This is a genomic window from Pseudofrankia inefficax, assembly GCF_000166135.1.
Classification (GTDB): Bacteria; Actinomycetota; Actinomycetes; order Frankiales; family Frankiaceae; genus Pseudofrankia; species Pseudofrankia inefficax.
Window position 1 is genome coordinate 1,764,771 of record NC_014666.1, and the last position, 15,291, is coordinate 1,780,061.

Here is a 15,291-nt window from a genome sequence, read left to right on the forward strand (position 1 = left end):
GCACACCTCACGGCGAAAGGCCGCCGTTAGGCTGGAACCATGGCCGGCTCGTTCTCCACCGTGGCCGGTGGCCGGTCGTTCCCGGGTGCCGGCCCTGTCGTCCGGATAGGGCGTCGCACGCTGAAGGAGTCGCTCTACCTGCTGACGGGTCCCGTCAGCGCGGTCGCGGGCCTCCTGATCGTGCTCGGCGGTCTCGGCGTGGGAATGCTGGGCCGGCTCGTCGGACGGGCGCCGGTCGCGGCCGGTGCCGCGGCGCCGGTGTACTGGTCCGCCGATCTGGAGCGGTGGCGGATCGACCGGGTCCGCACGGCGGCACCTGGCCGGGAGCGACTCGGGCGGCAACCGAGGCCGAGCGGGCCCGCCTCCGCGTCCGACCCGGGATTGTGGCTGAGCCTGGCGCATGCGGTGATCCTGCCGCCCATCACCGTGGCCACCGCCATGATCACTGCGATGTGGTGGTTCGTCGGCGTAGGCGCCGCGACGACCGCGGTACGCAACTGGGGCACGGCCGCCGGGACGCCGCCGCCGTTGACGCTGAGCACGGGCGGCGGTCCCAACCACGTCGACGTCAGCCTGGGCCTGACCTCGCCGACCATGCGGCTGATCTTCGGCACCGTGCTCGGGCTGCTGCTGGTGCTGGCCTTGCCGCTGCTGACCAGGGCGTGCGTGGCGGTGCAGGCCGGTCTCGGACGGGCGCTGCTCTCGGACGCCTCTCGATGGCACCGCAGGATCCGCGGGCTGGAGCAGGAGCGCGACACCGCCCGGGCGCAGACCGTCGCCGCGCTGACCGCCGAGGCGGTGGCGCTGCGTCGCCTCGAGCGCGACATCCACGACGGGCCGCAGCAACGCCTGGTCCGGCTGGCGATGGAGCTGGGCCGCGCGCAGCGCCATCTCGACCGCCGGCCCGAGACCGCGCGGGAAGCACTCGCCGACGCCATGATCCAGGCCGAGGAGGCGTTGGAGGAGCTGCGGGCCCTGTCGCGGGGCATCGCCCCGCCGATCCTCGTCGATCGTGGCCTGCGCGCGGCGCTCGCCGAACTGGCCATGCGCTCGACGGTTCCCGCCCACCTCGACGCGGGAACCCTGAGCCACCGGCCGGCGGCAGCCGTCGAGACAGCCGCGTACTTCGTCGTCTCCGAGGCCCTGACCAACGTGGCCAAGCACAGCCAGGCCAGCCGGTGCGTGATCGGGCTCCACCACGAAGCGGACCTCCTGCGCGTCTGGGTGACCGACGACGGGGCTGGCGGCGCCGCGTTCGACAAGGGCCACGGGCTGCGCGGGCTGCGGGACCGGGTGCACGCGGTCGGCGGCCAGCTCCGCCTCACCAGCCCGCGTGGCGGCCCGACGACGATCACCGCGGAACTGCCGTGCCGCTGACGGCCGCCGACGAGACGCCCGAACGACCTCAGCCCGCCGGCGGGCTGAGGATCGTCGTGGCCGATGACGCCGTGCTGTTGCGGGAGGGCCTCGTCCGGCTGCTCGCCGAGGAGGGCCACCGGGTGGTGGCCGCGGTCGGTGACGCCCCGGCCCTGGTCGACGCGGTGCTGCTGCACCGCCCGGACGTCTCGGTCGTCGACGTCCGGATGCCGCCGACGCACACCGATGAGGGCCTGCGGGCGGCGATCGACGTCCGCGCGCGCCTGCCCGGCTCGCCGGTGCTGGTGCTCAGCCAGTACGTCGAGACCTCCTACGCGGCTGACCTGCTCGCGGACGGCTCGGGCGGGGTCGGCTACCTGCTGAAGGACCGGGTCGGCCGGGTCGGGGAGTTCCTGGACGCGCTGGAGCGGGTCGCCGGCGGCGCGACGGTGCTCGACCCGCAGGTCGTCGTGCGCCTGCTGGACGGGCAGCGCGGTGGCAGGGCACTGGCGTCGCTGACGCCGCGAGAGCGAGAACTGCTCGCTCTGATGGCCGAGGGCCATTCGAACACGGCCATCGCCCGGCGGCTGGTGCTGTCCGCCAGCGCGGTCGAGAAGCACATCGGCAACATCTTCGCCAAGCTCGGCCTGCCACCCGACGACGCCCAGCACCGGCGCGTGCTCGCCGTCCTCGCCTATCTCCGCGCCTGACGGCGGCCGGCGGGGTGCCCATTCCGCGGCGGGTCCGGCTGACCGGGTAGGGCCTGCCACACCTCCGATGTCCGGCTCGCTCCGGTGACCGGGCGGCGCGACCGCGAAATCGTCAAAGCCATGCTCACACCCTCACCCGCCACGGGTCCCCGCCCGAATCCGGAACGGTCTCCGGGCGGTGCCGCCCGGAGCCTGGACGCCCAAGGTCAGCCGAGCCGGGGGCTGGCCCGCCGCCACCGCTCGGCGCCGAGCCGGCACCGTTCCCCGCGCAGCTCCGCCGGCCCGGCGGGCACCTCAGGCCGCGGGCTCCTGGCGTTGGCGCTCTGCGCCGCCGCTCTCGTCGGCGCCTTCGTCGTCGCCCCGAGCCGACTGGCGGCAGGCGGTGGGGACGGCGACCTCGTCCACCACCACCAGCTCGTCGCTGCCGTGCACAGCGGGTTCGTCGAGTACTGGCGTACCGGAAACCGGCGGCTTTCCCCGCACCTCGCGCGGGTCGTCGACTACTGGTACCGATACCACCTGGTCAAGGGCCTGATCTCCGCGCTCCTGCTGGCCGTCCTGATCGTGCTGACCAGCGGGCTCTGGCGGAGTTTCCTGACGGCCGGCGCCACGGCAAGGCGGGCCGGCCTCGCGTCGGCCGGCGTGCTCACGGCCGCGCTCGCGCTGCTCGCGCTGGCGGCGGTGATGGCGAACATCCAGGGCGCGGCCGCGCCGTTCTCCTCACTGGTGCCCATGCTGCGGGAGGGCGGGACCGACCCCGCGCTCGCCGGCACGCTCGACCAGGCCACGCGACAGCTGGCCGACTCGCGCCCGGGCGCGCGGACCGCGCCGGCCCTCCAGGTGATGACGGCCGGCTTCGCCGGCTACCACGTGGCACTGGCCGTGGTCGCCGCGGTTGTCGCGGCCGCGTTCCTCACCGTCAGCGTCCTGCTGTGGAGAAGGGCTCCGGCCGACCGGACGGCCAGGCGGCTGACGCGCGCCTTCGGCGTCCTGACGGCGGTGCTGACACTGGCCCTGCTCGTCCTCGTCGCGGCGAACGTGACCACCGCGGCCCACTCCGCCCCCGCTCTGCTCGACGCGCTGAATGGCGGCCTGTGAGCGGGAAACCCGGGTGGGCCGGCGGGACGGGTCGTCAGCGCGCGTCATCGATGGGCGAGAGCCGGAGGGCCTCCGTCGGGCATTCGGCGACGACGTCGCGCAGGAAGGCGTCGTCGCCGTCGACCTTTCCGACGACGGTCGCGAGGGAGCGGTCGTCGAGGCGGAAGACCTCGGGGGCGGCGTAGGCGCAGGCGCCGGTACCGACGCACCGGCGCCGGTCGACCTCGATCCGCCAGGCGTCCGTCACGAACGGCCGCCGCGGGCTGTGCTGATGGGAAGCCTGCTGATCCGGCGGGCATTGAAGTGGCTCGGGTCGTACTCGATCTGGCCGGCGATCCGCGCGCTGTCGCCGAACCGCCGCTCAAATTCCTCGATCATGAGCTTCCCCTGGACCTTGACCAGGTTCAGGCCGATGCACAGGTGCGGGCCGGCCCCAAAGATGATGTTGCCGGCGTGGTTGCGGGTGACGTCGAAGAGCAGTGGATCCGACCATTTCGCCGGGTCGAGCCCGGCCGCGGAGAACATGAGCATCACGTGGCTGCCCTTCTCCAGCAGCTGGCCGCCGATCTCGACGTCCTCGCGGGGGAAGCGAGGAATCGCGCCGAACTTGCCGTGCCCGCCCCAGCGCAGCACCTCGAGGATGACGCTCTCCATCAGGTCCGGCCTCGCGCGCAGGAGCGCCCACTGCTCGGGATGCGTCAGGAGAGCGCGCAGCGTCAGCGTATGGAGATCCACCGCGGTGTCGGCGCCGGCGGTGACCAGCGCCGTGATGACGCTGACGATCTCCCAGTCGGTCAGCTGCTCGCCGTCGACCTCGGTGGCCAGCAGGGTTCCCAGGAAGTCGTCGTGGTCGCCCGGGGACCGGCGCCGCTCGGCGACCGTGTCCAGCAGGTACTGGAGGCCTGGCAGCGCGCCCTCGGCGTACTGCGCCCGCTGCTGCGCGCTGTAGAGCGGGTTCGACGCGCGCACGAGGTTCCAGCCGAGCCCGTGTTCGAAGAGGGTCTCGGACTCGGCGGGAACACCCACCATCCGAGCGATCGCCCGGATCGGGACCTTCGCCGCGATGTCCGTCGCGGCGTCGAACTCGCGCGGATCGTCGATCTCGTCGAAGATCCCGGCGACGGAGTCCCGGATCCGGTCCTCGATCTGGTCCATGACCCGGCGGGAGAACGCGGGCGCGGTCAGCCGCCGCAGGCGCATGTGCGCGGCGGGCGGCACGGTCCCCATCGACATCGACTGCTGCTGGTCGTACAGGGTCCATTCGGACCTCGGCTTCGGCTTCGGCGCGTTGTTCCAGTCGGCGAAGTTGGTGCTGAACCGTGTGTCGCGGAGGATCTCGGCGATCAGGTCGTGCCGGGAGACCATCCAGGCGTTGATCTCCCGATGAAAGGCCACCGGGTAGTCGGCGATCAGCTTCCCGAAGACGGGGTACGGGTTCTCGACCGACTCGATGTCATAGGGGTTGTAGACGTCGAGGTCGATTTCGACCCGGTCGGCAAGGGCCGGTGCGGACATCGCTGTTCCCATCTGCTCGTCTGTTCCCGTTCGACGGTCAGGGCCCGGACGGCGCGGCCGGTCGCCGCCGGGATCACGAGAGATCCCCGCCGCCTGTCGGCGTGGCGCGTCCAGGCCGGCGCGGGCCTCGACGCGCCAGCGGCGCGCCCGCCTGGTCGTCCTACCGTTGGTGGATGTGTCACCGGAGGCCGCCAGAACGACCTGGGCATCGCTCAGCCAGGCCGCCCGCGCGACAGCTCTAATATTACCTGACGACATGTAACATAACTCGGCGCCGCGTTGCAAGGGCCCGAGACCTGATCGACTACTACCGCGAAGGGAGCGGCAGTGAGCGCCAGCAACGCGGCCGCGCGTGAGGACCCTGAGGGCGACGGGCTCGCGCGGTCGCGACGCCCGTCGTCCCCCTCGATCACCGAGGCGGCGGGCGCGCCGTCCGGGCGACCCCGGGATCTCTCCATTGACGAGCGCGTACTCGCGACGACCCGCGCGCAGCTGCTGAGCCTCGGCTACACGGACATGAGCCTCGGCACGATCGCCCGGGAGGCCGGGGTGAACCGCCCCGCCATCTACCGCCGCTGGCCCTCGAAGATGCACCTCGTCTTCGACGCCGTCGCCCCCGCTCAGCCCGCCGTCAAGGAGTACGACTCGGGCGACTTCGAGCGTGACCTGCGCGACCTCATCCGCCGCGCCGCCGCGTTCTTCGACCTGCCTGAGGTGCGCGCGGCACTTCCCGGGCTGATGGCGGACGTGGGAAGCAACGAAGCGCTGCGGGTCAGCGTGGTGGAGCGTCTCGAGACGGAGGCGCGTCACCGCGTCGCACACCTCGTCGCCCTCGCGACGGAACGCGGGCAGATCCTGCCCGGGGTCGATGCCGACGCGCTGTTCGACTCGATCAGCGGAGCGCTTATCTACCGCCTGGTCCTGCGCGACCAGCCGTCGTCGTCGTTCGCCGACACCCTCGCGACGCTTTTCCTGAACCCGATCATCCGTGCGCCGGTCGCCGACGAACCGAGGGAGCTCCCGAGGTAGTCGGGAAGCGTCCGCCTACAGCACAGCCGACGATCATCGTCAGTTGACGGGACCCGCCCTGATTCCACTCGGCTTGACATATGCCGATATCGGCATACGATCGGGCCATGGCACGAGCAGCGACGACGTCGGACGTCTTCAACGCGATCGCCGAGCCGCAGCGCCGGGAGATCCTGGTGCTGCTGCGGGCGGGGGAGAGGCCGGTGACCGAGCTGGCGCAGGAGCTCGGGATGACCCAGCCGGGGGCGTCGAAACACCTGCGGGTGCTTCGGGAGGTCGGACTGGTCCGGGACCGCAGGGCAGGCAAACAACGCCTGTACGGCCTCGACGCCCGCGGGCTGCGCCCGGTTCACGAGTGGGCCGGCGGGTTCGAGCGGTTCTGGAACGAGAGCTTCGACCGGCTGGACGCCTACGTGCGGGACCTCAAGCAGGCAAGGCAGGGGGAGTAGCTGATGAGCGCGACGGGACGAGAGGCGCCGGCGCGGTCCGCGACGGCCGACCGCGAGATCGTGATCTCCCGGGTCATCGGTGCCCCTCGGGAGCTGGTGTTCGAGGCGTTCACCGAGGTGCGGCACCTGTCGCGGTGGTGGGGCCCGGACGGGTTCACCACCACCACGCGGGCCTTCGAGTTCCGCGTCGGCGGGGAGTGGGACTTCGTGATGCACGGGCCGGACGGGACGGACTACCAGGAGTGGATCTCCTGGACCGAGATCGCCCCGCCGGAGCGGATCGCCTTGCTGCACGGTGAGACCCGCGGCGACCCGAACGCCTTCGAGTCGGTCCTGACGTTCGCGCCCGACGGCGCGGCGACCCGGATCGAGATGCGCACGGTGTTTCCCACGAAGGAACTGCGCGACGAGGTGGTCGAGAAGTACCACGCGATCGAGGGTGGCCAGCAGACCCTGAGCAACCTGGCTGCCTACGTCACCGAGAGCCTTCAAAAGGGAGCAGCGGACTGATGGCCGGCAAGGTGTTCTTCAGCGTGTCGATGGCGCTGGACGGTTTCATCGCGCCCGAGTCTCCCGAGGAGTTGATGGGACAGCTGTGGATGGAGCTGCAGGGGTGGGCTTTCCCGCTGCGGTTCTTCCGGGAGAACCTCAAGCTCGGCGAGGGCGGTGAGGAGGGGCGCGACAACGACATCGCGCGGGAGACGTTCGAGCGCACCGGCGCGAGCGTGATGGGCAAGCGCATGTTCGAGGCCGGCGAACACGCGTGGCCGCCGGAGGCGCCGTTCCACACGCCGGTCTTCGTCGTGACGCACGAGAAGCGTGACCCCTGGGAGCGGCAGGGCGGGACCACCTTCCACTTCGTCAACGACGGCATCGAGGCCGCGCTCGACCGGGCCCGCGAGGCCGCCGGCGACCGGGACGTCCGCATCGCGGGCGGCGGGGCGACGATCCTGGAGTACCTGAACGCCGGGCTGATCGACGAGTTCACGATCGCGCTCTCACCGGTCCTGTTCGGCTCCGGCATCCGCCTGTTCGAGGGCGTCGACGCGGGCCGGGTCGCCCTGGAGCTGGTCGGCACGCAGGCGTCGCGGCGAGTGACCCACCTGACCTACGCGGTCCGGGAGCGGTAGCGGTCTCGACCGCGGCGCCCCCCGTCCAGCGGGGTATCGAACTCGTATGCGTGTCTCGAACCTCGCCAGGACGGGCCTGGCCACGGCGGTGGCCGCCGCCGGTGGCGCGATCGGTGCCAGCCCGGACTCCGACTGGTACCGATCGCTGGACAAGCCGGCGTGGCAGCCGCCGGCGGCGGTGTTTCCGGCGGTGTGGACGCCGCTGTACGCGTCGATCGCGTTCGCCGGGGCCCGGGCGCTGGAGGCGAGCGCCGGCGGGGCGCGGCGAACGCAGCTACGGCGCGCGTTCGGGATCGACCTCGCGCTGAACGCCGGGTGGACGCCGCTGTTCTTCCGGGCCAGGCGTCCGCGCCTCGCGCTGGCCGAGATCATCTCCCTCGACGTGGCGAACGTGGTTCTGCTGCGCCGGGCCTGGCGGGCCGACCCGCTGGCTGGCGCCGCGCTGCTTCCGTACGCCGCCTGGACCGGGTTCGCCACCGGGCTGAACGCCGCGATCGTCCTGCGCAACCCGGGCCGTGGCGCTGGGCGTGGTCCGGGTCCTTGAGCGTGCCGCGGAGCCGTCAGGCTTCGTCGAAGAAGTCCAGCAGGACTGGCGCGGCCTGTACCCAGGGGTCGAACAGGTTCCCGGTGCCGGCGAAGGACGCCGCCAGGGCCCGCTCCCACGCGTCCTCGGGCCACGGAGGCTCGACCAGCCGCGAACCCGCGATCAGCGCGTGCACCTCCATCGAGGTCCGCTTCGGGTGGTTGAAGTCCCGCTCGCCGCCACGGACGATCAGCGTCGGCACCTTGATGTCCCCGAACTCCCAGTCGCTGACGCCGGGGATCGGCTCGTTCGGCTTGGGGACGTAGGCGTCCAGCCAGCGGTTCATCACGTGCTCGAAGCCCTCGGTCCCCAGGGCGAGCAGCCGCTCCCGGTTGCGCGGGTTCGCCTCGATGAGGCCGGCCCATTCCGGCAGCTTCAGCACGCCCTCGATGCCCTCGGACCGCACGGTTCGCAGCTCGTTCATGACGTAGACGTTGGCCAGCGAGATCGTGCTGTACGTGCCGCCGACGATCGACCAGAGCGCCAGCTTGCGCACCATCCGCGGCCACATCAGGGTGAAGACGATCGAGTCCCGGGCGCCGCCGGAGCCACCGGCCACCAGGACCCGCTCGATGCCGAGCGCCTGCAGCAGCCGACCGAGCGTGTCGGCCCGCATGTGTGACTCCGTACGGCCGTAGAGCTGGACGTCGGACCGCCCGCAGTTCGGCCGGTCCCAGAGCAGCACTCGCTTGCCGTTCTTGGCCAGCGCCGCGGCCAGTTCGTGGATGCCGCCCACATCCTTGCTGAACCGACCACCAGGAGTGACAACGATGACCTCGCCGTCATCTGGGCCTACGAACTCGTAGACGACGACACCGTCGTTGATCTCGATTTCCCGGTCGACCATGCCACTTCCTCCCTCGCGCGTACCTCGGCGAGCCCACAGCACTCTCTGCATCGTATATACGTTGCAGACAAGCATTTCAATGATATAGACAGAAGGCTCGAAGGGTGCTACGGTTCCGGTCATGGTGCACGACGACCGGCAGCGGACCGGCGAGCAGCCGATGCCCGCCATCCAGGCGCCGAAGGTGGCCGAGCTGGTAGCCGCGCAGCTGCGGCGACGGATCGTCACCGGCGAGCTCAGCGACGGCGCGGTGCTCCCACGCGAGGCGAACCTGCTCGACGAGTTCGGCGTCAGCAGGCCGAGCCTGCGGGAGGCGCTGCGGATCCTGGAGACCGAGGGCCTCGTGCGCATCCGGCGTGGGAATGTCGGCGGCGCCGTGGTCACCCGGCCCACGGCGACCAGCGCCGCCTACCATCTCGGCCTGACGCTGCGCGCGAACGAGGTCACCTGTGACGACCTCGCGGTCGGCCGGCTCGCGATCGAGCCCACGTGCGCCGCTCTCGCGGCCGCCCTGCCCGATCGGCAGGCGATCGTCGCCCAGCTCACCCGCCTCATCGACGAGAGCGAGGCCAGCGAGGCGGCCGCGGAGTTCCACGACGCGGCGCATGCCTTCCACCTGGGCCTCACCGAGCTGTGCGGCAACACGACCATGCGGCTGATCGCCGGAACGCTCGAAGCCGTCTGGAACGCGCAGGAGGACCGCGTGCTGCGGGCCGACTACCAGTCGGACCAGCGCGCCCGTCGGATGTCCATCGCGTCGCACCGCCGCATCGTCGCCGCGATCGAGGCAGGCCGGGGCGACCAGGCCAGCCGCGAGATGAGCCGCCATCTCGGTGACACGCACGACCTGATGACCGCCCGGTACGGGTCCAGCGTGATCGAGCTGCCGGCCCCCGCCTCGCTGAGCACGCTGCGCGCCGTCAGCGGACTGTCCCTCGCGGGCACGTCCGCTCCTTGACCAACAAATCAGCCATGACGCAGGGCCGACCCGAAAACCAGGACAGCCGGATCGGCAGCACCGTTCGGGGCTGATCCCCGACCGGGCCAGTGAGGAAAGGCGCGGGTACATGAGCACGATCACCGTCAAGGACCTGCGGGACGGCCTGCCGTTCGGTGCGCGGATTTCCGGCATCACCTCGGCCGCGCTGGCGGACCAGGCCGTGCGCCAGGAGATCGCCGACACCTTCGAACGTCGCGGCGTGATCGTCTTCGAGGGCGTGGAGCCGAGCACCGAGCTTCAGGTACAGATAAGCAACGTCTTCGGCCCGCTGAAGGACCACCCGAGCAAGACCACCACCCGCGTCGACGCCGAGCGGTGGCCGGGCGTGATCGCGATCAGCGCGACCCCCGACATGTGCATCGTCGAGATCGACGGCAAGCCGCGCATCAGCTGGCAGCCCTGGCACTTCGACCATTGCTACAACGACGAGCTCAACCGGGCCGGCGTCCTGCGCGCGGTGACGGTCGCGCCGGATGACGGCCTGACCGGGTTCGCCGACGGTATCCAGATCTGGAACGACCTGCCCGCCGAGGCGAAGGCCGTCGCCGCCGACCTGAACGTCATCTACACCCTCGACCTGCTGTACCCGCATCAGCGTTTCGGGCTGCCCGCGTCGTTCAAGGAGCTGCGGCCCTACGCGAACGCCGAGCAGATCCTGCGGAACGCCGCGGCGCTCCCGCGCGCCATTCACCCTGCCGTGTGGACGCGCGAGACCGGGGAGAAGGTCATGCACCTTTCTCCGTACATGGCGGTGGGTTTCGAGGGACAGGAGACGCCGGACGGCGAGGAGAAGTTCCACTACGTCTGGGCCGAGGTCCTGAAGGTGATCCGTCCTTACTGGCACAGCTGGAAGACGACGGACATGCTCATCTGGGACAACTGGCGCATGCTGCACGAGGCCGGCGGGTGCGACCCGAGCCTCGACCGTGTCATGCACCGGACCACGATCAAGGGCGACTATGGCCTGGGCCGCTTCGAGGGCGGCGTGAAGGTCGGCGCGACCACGTCGGCGATGTGACGCGTGGCGTCGAGCCGCCGCATGCCGCATGTCGTGCGCTGACGGGGATCGTCGTCCGGCTGGACCTGCTCGGCTGCCCGCTCCTCACACGAGCGACCGCAGGCGGTCGGTGGTCTCGCGATCGGCGGGGTAGAAGGTCTCGATCGTGAGTTCGTCGACGGTGACGTCGCCGGCGGTCTCGACCTTCGCCGCGATGGTGAAGAACGACAGTTCGCCTGCCTCGTGCCGGAGCCGCAGCGGTAGCACCACGTTGCTGGGCGCCAACGTCGAGTCGGTCCCGCCGGGGTAGTCGGCGAGCTCATCGTGCAGTTCCGTCAGCCGTTCGTCCCCGGTCTCGCCGGCCCGTCGGCGCACCTGACCCAGCAGGTGTGTGCGCCATTGCGCGAGATTCGCGATCCGCGGCGCCATCCCGTCCGGATGCAGGCTCAACCGCAGCACGTTCACCGGCGGCTTGAGGAGATGCGGAGCGCAGCCGGCAGTGATGACGCCGACCGCGGCGTTCGCGTCCAGAAGCTCCCACCACCGGTTGATCACCAGAGCCGGGCATGGCTCGTGCCCGGCGAGCACGAGGCGCAGTGCCGTCCGCACGCTCGCGAGTTCCGGCTCATCAAGCCCGTGCTGCGGATACGCGGGTGCGTAGCCGCCTGCCAGGAGCAGCAGGTTGCGTTCCCGCAGCGGAACGTCAAGGCGCTCGCTGAGCCGCAGGATCATCTCCGGCGTCGGGCGTGACCGTCCCGTCTCCACGAAGCTTAGGTGGCGCGTCGATATCTCGGCCTGGTTGGACAGCTCGAGCTGGCTCAGTCGCCGCCGTTCGCGCCAGTCGCGCAGCAGCTGACCGACCGGGCGGGTGGGTAGCGCGGTGACGCTCATCCGGCAACCGTATCTCCCACTCGCGCGCCCGCGATTACCTCACGGGTAACGAGATCGCTTTACCTCGGAGGGAATCGACCGGGACCTATTGCCACCGGCAGGATCGTCATCGACCGATGGAAATCCGGTGGTGAAAGGAAAATCGCAGTGTCTGACCTCGTTGACCGTTATCTGGCGTGCTGGAACGAGACCGACGCCGACACCCGTCGTGCTCTGATCGACCGCCATTGGAGCGCCGACCCCAGCTACGTCGACCCGCTGGCGCAGGTCCAGGGCCGGGAAGCGCTGGCCGCGACCATCGCCGCCGTCCAGGGCCAGTTCCCTGGCTTCGTCTTCTCGCAGGCGGGCCCGATCGACACCCACCACAATGTCGCGCGGTTCACCTGGGGCCTGGGGCCCGAGGGCGCCGAGCCGATCGTGGTCGGCTTCGACGTCGTGGCCACCGACGCGGACGGGCGCATCGACCGGGTGCTGGGCTTCCTCGACCGCGTGCCCGGCTGACCTTCCCGGCTGTCCTGATCCGATGACCACTCCCGTTGACGTCCGGCCGGTCTCGGGAGTGGCGTCACGGCGGCCAGCATCGCGAGGACGGCGCCGCCGCGCCTTCGGCCCTGACCTGGGCGGACGATCCCGTTTTCGGGTCAGGGCCGGCGGACGGGGCGCCCCTTCACGAACTGCTGCTCCTTTCTCCTCCTCGCGTTCTCCTGACTCCGCCGCAGGAGGCCCAGGAAAATCTGATCGCCCTCCCCCGTCGACAGCGGGCCGCTGGTAGCCAAAGTCGGTGACGAGAAACTCGAGCTCCGACCCGACGGCCGCCAGGAAAACGTCGTACGCGTCTCCGCTGGGCATCATGGACTCCCAAGCTAGAAGGCCGCCGCGCCTTGGCCGGTCAGAAGTCGCGCGGGCCGGGTGGTCAAGCGGAGGCGGGCACAGCCCGTCATCGGGGTCACAGACCTGTGAATTGTCGTGGGTCTCCACGCGCTCAGTACATGCGCCACAGCCGTACCGTCCCGTCGTGGTCGCCGGTGGCGAGGGTGTGTCCATTGGCTGTGAACGCGACAGACATCACGGCCTCCGTGTGACCGGTGAGGGGTTGGCCGATCGGTCGGGGTCGGGTGCGATCAGCTACGTCCCAGAGTCGCACCATCCGGTCACAGCCGACGGTGGCGAGGGTGTGCCCGTCCGCGGCGAACGCGACCGACATCGCGGTGCCGACATAGCCGGTGAGGGGTTCGCCGATCGGTCCGGGTCGGGCGGGATCAGTGACGTCCCACAGTCGCACCGTTCCGTCACAGCCGACGGTGGCGAGGGTGTGTCCGTCCGCGGCGAACGCGACCGAGACGACGCCGCCTCTGTGACCAGTGAGGATCTGGCAGGTCTGCTCGGGTCGGGCGGGGTCGGTGATGTCCCAGAGCCGCACCATCCAGTCATAGCCGACGGTGGCGAGGGTGTGTCCGTTCGCCGCGAACGCGACCGACACGACGCCGCCAGCATGCCCGGTGAGAGGATGACCGATCTGCTCGGGTCGGGCAGGATCGGTGATGTCCCACAGCCGCACCAACCAGTCGACGCCGACGGTGGCGAGGATGTGCCCGTTCGCCGCGAACGCGACCGACACGACGCCGCCAGTCTGACCGGTAAGAGGTCGGCTGATCTGCTCGGGTCGGGTGGGATCGGTGACGTCCCACAGCCGTACCGACCAGTCGGCGCCGACGGTGGCGAGGGTGTGTCCGTCCGCGGCGAACGCGAGCGACACGACGCCGCCGACGTTGCCGGTGAAAGGTTCGCAGAGCGGGCCGGGATCGGTTGGCGGCGGGACGGGTGCCCGTCGAGCCGGCGAGGGGAAGGCATGCTCATCCACGGACCGGCTGTCGGGTACGGATATGGGGAACGTGGGCTGGGTGGTGGGCTTGGCTCGGCCAGAAATCGAGCTTTGAACCTGGTCGAGCAGGTGCTGGGGGGCGTCGGCGGCGGTCCGGTCGAACAGGTCGATGGACACGACGGTATCGAGGAGACTCGGGCGAAGGCAGTCCTCGACACGGATGGGCAGGAGCTTGCGAGCGAAGCCGTTGGGGTCGGCGGCCTGGGCGGCCTGCCACTCCTGCTCGCCGTAGACCGACTTCAAGTAGGCAGCGGACAGGATCGCGATCGTCCGCTCCGCACGCTGGGCGCCTTCGCCCATGCGGAATCGCCAGTTCGTTCCGGGGACGAAGTCCCATGCCTCGATCAGGACGCTGTACCCGGCTTCTTCTAAGTGCCAGGCCACCCACTCGGCCCAAGTGCGGTCAACACGCGTGTAGGAGACGAAGAAGTCCCACGCCTTCGCCTGCGGCGAAGCCCCCGAAGCACCCACGGCACAGATCTTCGCACCACGCACGGAACCGCATGACGTCAGAGGGCGCTACCACACAGGCAGCTGCCGGGCGTCGGATAACTCTCCCGCCGATCCTTGCTGGCTCATCACGATTGACCCGTCTGGATGTCCTGTGGTTGGGTTTCCGGTGTGGCGCTTCGGCCGCGTGGACGGCCCGGGTCGCGGAGCGCCCAGAAGTGAATCGTGAGAATCAGCAGTCACGCTTTTTAGCATCCCACCTCTGCATCAGCGTGATTGCCGAGTTCGAGCGTGCGAGCGAGCGTTCGCGCGTGATCGCCGCTGACTTCGAGCTCGACGAACCAGGGCGCACCCTCGCGCTGGCGATGTCAGCCTGCGTTTTGTCTACCTGCTCCTGATCGAGGATTTCGCCCGTCACGCCGGCCATGGTGACGTTCTCCGAGAACAAATCACCGCCGCACGACAGGCGTTGGCAATGGGTCGATGCGCCGTGCCCGCGCCGACCCCGGCTCGGCGCGCGATCTCGTCCAGGGGAACAGCGAGCCCCTCGACGGCGAACGGCTCTCGGGCGAGTGCCGCCGGGGTCCCGACTGCTCGAATATGTGTTTGCCCGTTGGGTCGCGGGCCGGGACACTCAGATGCTGTGGGCCTGGGGATCTCTGGTTTCAAGCCGTCCTTCCTGGTCGGCATCGAGGCGGTTCGGCAGGCGCATGGATCACGTCTGGCGATGCTCGCTGGTAGGCCGCTGACGGGGTTCGCCGTGGTGCGCTACGTCGAGGACGGGGAGTGGTTCGCCGACTGCCCGGTGGTGCTGGATTTCGACGGTGTCCAGGTCGAGGTGTGCCACTGCTACCTCGACAACCTCTCGCTGGGCTGGGACACGATCGACACCACGGCGGCCATCACCGGGTGGGAGGGGTTCGAATTCACACCGGCGTGGTCCCACCGCGATGAACGCCTGGAACCGTTCGTCGGCCAGGAACTGCGCGAGGTCGCGCTGCTTGAGTGGCGGCCAGCGGAGTTCGACATGGCGGCTGGAACGGTGGCGGTCGAGTTCGTCTTCGCCGGGGACTGTGTGCAGATCTTCAACGGCCTTGACGAGAACCGCATCGAGGTCGGTCCGACGCACCCGGATTACCTTCGACACCGGCTGGACAGCTGAGCACCGCTGTCACGTTCGTCGATACCCGTCCGAGCCCGGACCGACAGCCGAAGGCCACCCGCCGTGAGGGCGACCTCTGCCCCTGATCATGCGGCAAGGAGGCCCGTTTGCGGAGCCGCGGCTCGGCCTGGGTGACCGCCCACGCGACGCGCCGCGGCGGCCATGGTCCTGCCGCTGCGGCGGCGCGGGCAG

Annotated in this window: 17 protein-coding genes; 12 read left to right on the forward strand and 5 right to left on the reverse strand. The window is 70.3% G+C overall.

The features are described from left to right. Positions 1 to 39 precede the first annotated feature (39 nt). The 3 genes from FRAEUI1C_RS07035 to FRAEUI1C_RS07045 all read left to right on the forward strand — a co-directional run bounded on the left by FRAEUI1C_RS07035 (position 40) and on the right by FRAEUI1C_RS07045 (position 3,164). Positions 40 to 1,377, forward strand: a complete 1,338-nt coding sequence (locus FRAEUI1C_RS07035) for a sensor histidine kinase (RefSeq protein ID WP_013422598.1) — start codon at positions 40 to 42, stop codon at positions 1,375 to 1,377. After that, positions 1,368 to 2,066, forward strand: a complete 699-nt coding sequence (locus FRAEUI1C_RS07040) for a LuxR C-terminal-related transcriptional regulator (RefSeq protein ID WP_013422599.1) — start codon at positions 1,368 to 1,370, stop codon at positions 2,064 to 2,066. The genes FRAEUI1C_RS07035 and FRAEUI1C_RS07040 overlap by 10 nt, the downstream gene beginning before the upstream one ends. A gap of 120 nt (positions 2,067 to 2,186) precedes the next feature. Beyond that, the gene (locus FRAEUI1C_RS07045; protein WP_083819717.1) at positions 2,187 to 3,164 is read left to right on the forward strand and encodes a hypothetical protein; all 978 of its coding nucleotides are present in this window, start codon (positions 2,187 to 2,189) and stop codon (positions 3,162 to 3,164) included. A 34-nt stretch (positions 3,165 to 3,198) separates the two neighbouring features. Here FRAEUI1C_RS07045 and FRAEUI1C_RS07050 read toward each other — a convergent pair whose 3' ends face one another. Both FRAEUI1C_RS07050 and FRAEUI1C_RS07055 read right to left on the reverse strand, forming a co-directional pair. Next, the gene (locus tag FRAEUI1C_RS07050) at positions 3,199 to 3,411 is read right to left on the reverse strand and encodes a ferredoxin (protein WP_013422601.1); all 213 of its coding nucleotides are present in this window, start codon (positions 3,409 to 3,411) and stop codon (positions 3,199 to 3,201) included. Beyond that, a complete protein-coding gene (locus FRAEUI1C_RS07055; protein ID WP_013422602.1) occupies positions 3,408 to 4,679 on the reverse strand; it encodes a cytochrome P450 in 1,272 nt (423 codons plus the stop codon). The genes FRAEUI1C_RS07050 and FRAEUI1C_RS07055 overlap by 4 nt, the downstream gene beginning before the upstream one ends. Positions 4,680 to 5,006: 327 nt before the next feature. Between FRAEUI1C_RS07055 and FRAEUI1C_RS07060 the strand changes: the two genes are divergently transcribed. From FRAEUI1C_RS07060 to FRAEUI1C_RS07080, 5 genes are all read left to right on the forward strand, one after another. Next, entirely contained in the window at positions 5,007 to 5,708 is a 702-nt protein-coding gene (locus FRAEUI1C_RS07060; RefSeq protein WP_013422603.1) for a TetR/AcrR family transcriptional regulator, read from the forward strand. Between the two features lie 107 nt (positions 5,709 to 5,815). Beyond that, entirely contained in the window at positions 5,816 to 6,157 is a 342-nt protein-coding gene (locus tag FRAEUI1C_RS07065; protein WP_013422604.1) for an ArsR/SmtB family transcription factor, read from the forward strand. Between the two features lie 3 nt (positions 6,158 to 6,160). Then, positions 6,161 to 6,667 carry an SRPBCC family protein gene (locus tag FRAEUI1C_RS07070; RefSeq protein WP_013422605.1) on the forward strand — a complete coding sequence of 169 codons (507 nt, stop codon included), beginning with the start codon at positions 6,161 to 6,163 and terminating at the stop codon, positions 6,665 to 6,667. Next, a complete protein-coding gene (locus tag FRAEUI1C_RS07075; RefSeq protein WP_013422606.1) occupies positions 6,667 to 7,287 on the forward strand; it encodes a dihydrofolate reductase family protein in 621 nt (206 codons plus the stop codon). Before FRAEUI1C_RS07070 ends, FRAEUI1C_RS07075 begins: the two co-directional genes overlap by 1 nt. Positions 7,288 to 7,333: 46 nt before the next feature. Continuing rightward, entirely contained in the window at positions 7,334 to 7,831 is a 498-nt protein-coding gene (locus tag FRAEUI1C_RS07080; protein WP_013422607.1) for a TspO/MBR family protein, read from the forward strand. Positions 7,832 to 7,847: 16 nt separating this feature from the next. Here the strand turns inward: FRAEUI1C_RS07080 and FRAEUI1C_RS07085 are convergent, their stop codons facing one another. Further along, the gene (locus FRAEUI1C_RS07085) at positions 7,848 to 8,717 is read right to left on the reverse strand and encodes an alpha/beta fold hydrolase (protein WP_013422608.1); all 870 of its coding nucleotides are present in this window, start codon (positions 8,715 to 8,717) and stop codon (positions 7,848 to 7,850) included. A gap of 121 nt (positions 8,718 to 8,838) precedes the next feature. Between FRAEUI1C_RS07085 and FRAEUI1C_RS07090 the strand changes: the two genes are divergently transcribed. Both FRAEUI1C_RS07090 and FRAEUI1C_RS07095 read left to right on the forward strand, forming a co-directional pair. Continuing rightward, on the forward strand, positions 8,839 to 9,675 hold the full coding sequence (locus tag FRAEUI1C_RS07090; RefSeq protein WP_013422609.1) for a FadR/GntR family transcriptional regulator: 837 nt from the start codon (positions 8,839 to 8,841) through the stop codon (positions 9,673 to 9,675). Between the two features lie 109 nt (positions 9,676 to 9,784). Next, positions 9,785 to 10,735, forward strand: coding sequence for a TauD/TfdA dioxygenase family protein (locus FRAEUI1C_RS07095; protein WP_013422610.1), 951 nt, complete (start codon positions 9,785 to 9,787; stop codon positions 10,733 to 10,735). An 84-nt stretch (positions 10,736 to 10,819) separates the two neighbouring features. Here the strand turns inward: FRAEUI1C_RS07095 and FRAEUI1C_RS07100 are convergent, their stop codons facing one another. After that, positions 10,820 to 11,605: a helix-turn-helix domain-containing protein gene (locus tag FRAEUI1C_RS07100; protein WP_013422611.1), complete on the reverse strand. Its 786-nt coding sequence runs from the start codon at positions 11,603 to 11,605 to the stop codon at positions 10,820 to 10,822. A 147-nt stretch (positions 11,606 to 11,752) separates the two neighbouring features. Between FRAEUI1C_RS07100 and FRAEUI1C_RS07105 the strand changes: the two genes are divergently transcribed. Beyond that, the gene (locus FRAEUI1C_RS07105; protein ID WP_013422612.1) at positions 11,753 to 12,106 is read left to right on the forward strand and encodes a nuclear transport factor 2 family protein; all 354 of its coding nucleotides are present in this window, start codon (positions 11,753 to 11,755) and stop codon (positions 12,104 to 12,106) included. Positions 12,107 to 12,587: 481 nt separating this feature from the next. Here FRAEUI1C_RS07105 and FRAEUI1C_RS07110 read toward each other — a convergent pair whose 3' ends face one another. Further along, a complete protein-coding gene (locus FRAEUI1C_RS07110) occupies positions 12,588 to 13,958 on the reverse strand; it encodes a toll/interleukin-1 receptor domain-containing protein (protein WP_041258982.1) in 1,371 nt (456 codons plus the stop codon). A gap of 592 nt (positions 13,959 to 14,550) precedes the next feature. Between FRAEUI1C_RS07110 and FRAEUI1C_RS07120 the strand changes: the two genes are divergently transcribed. Continuing rightward, positions 14,551 to 15,099 carry a hypothetical protein gene (locus FRAEUI1C_RS07120; RefSeq protein WP_198318911.1) on the forward strand — a complete coding sequence of 183 codons (549 nt, stop codon included), beginning with the start codon at positions 14,551 to 14,553 and terminating at the stop codon, positions 15,097 to 15,099. Positions 15,100 to 15,291 lie beyond the last annotated feature (192 nt).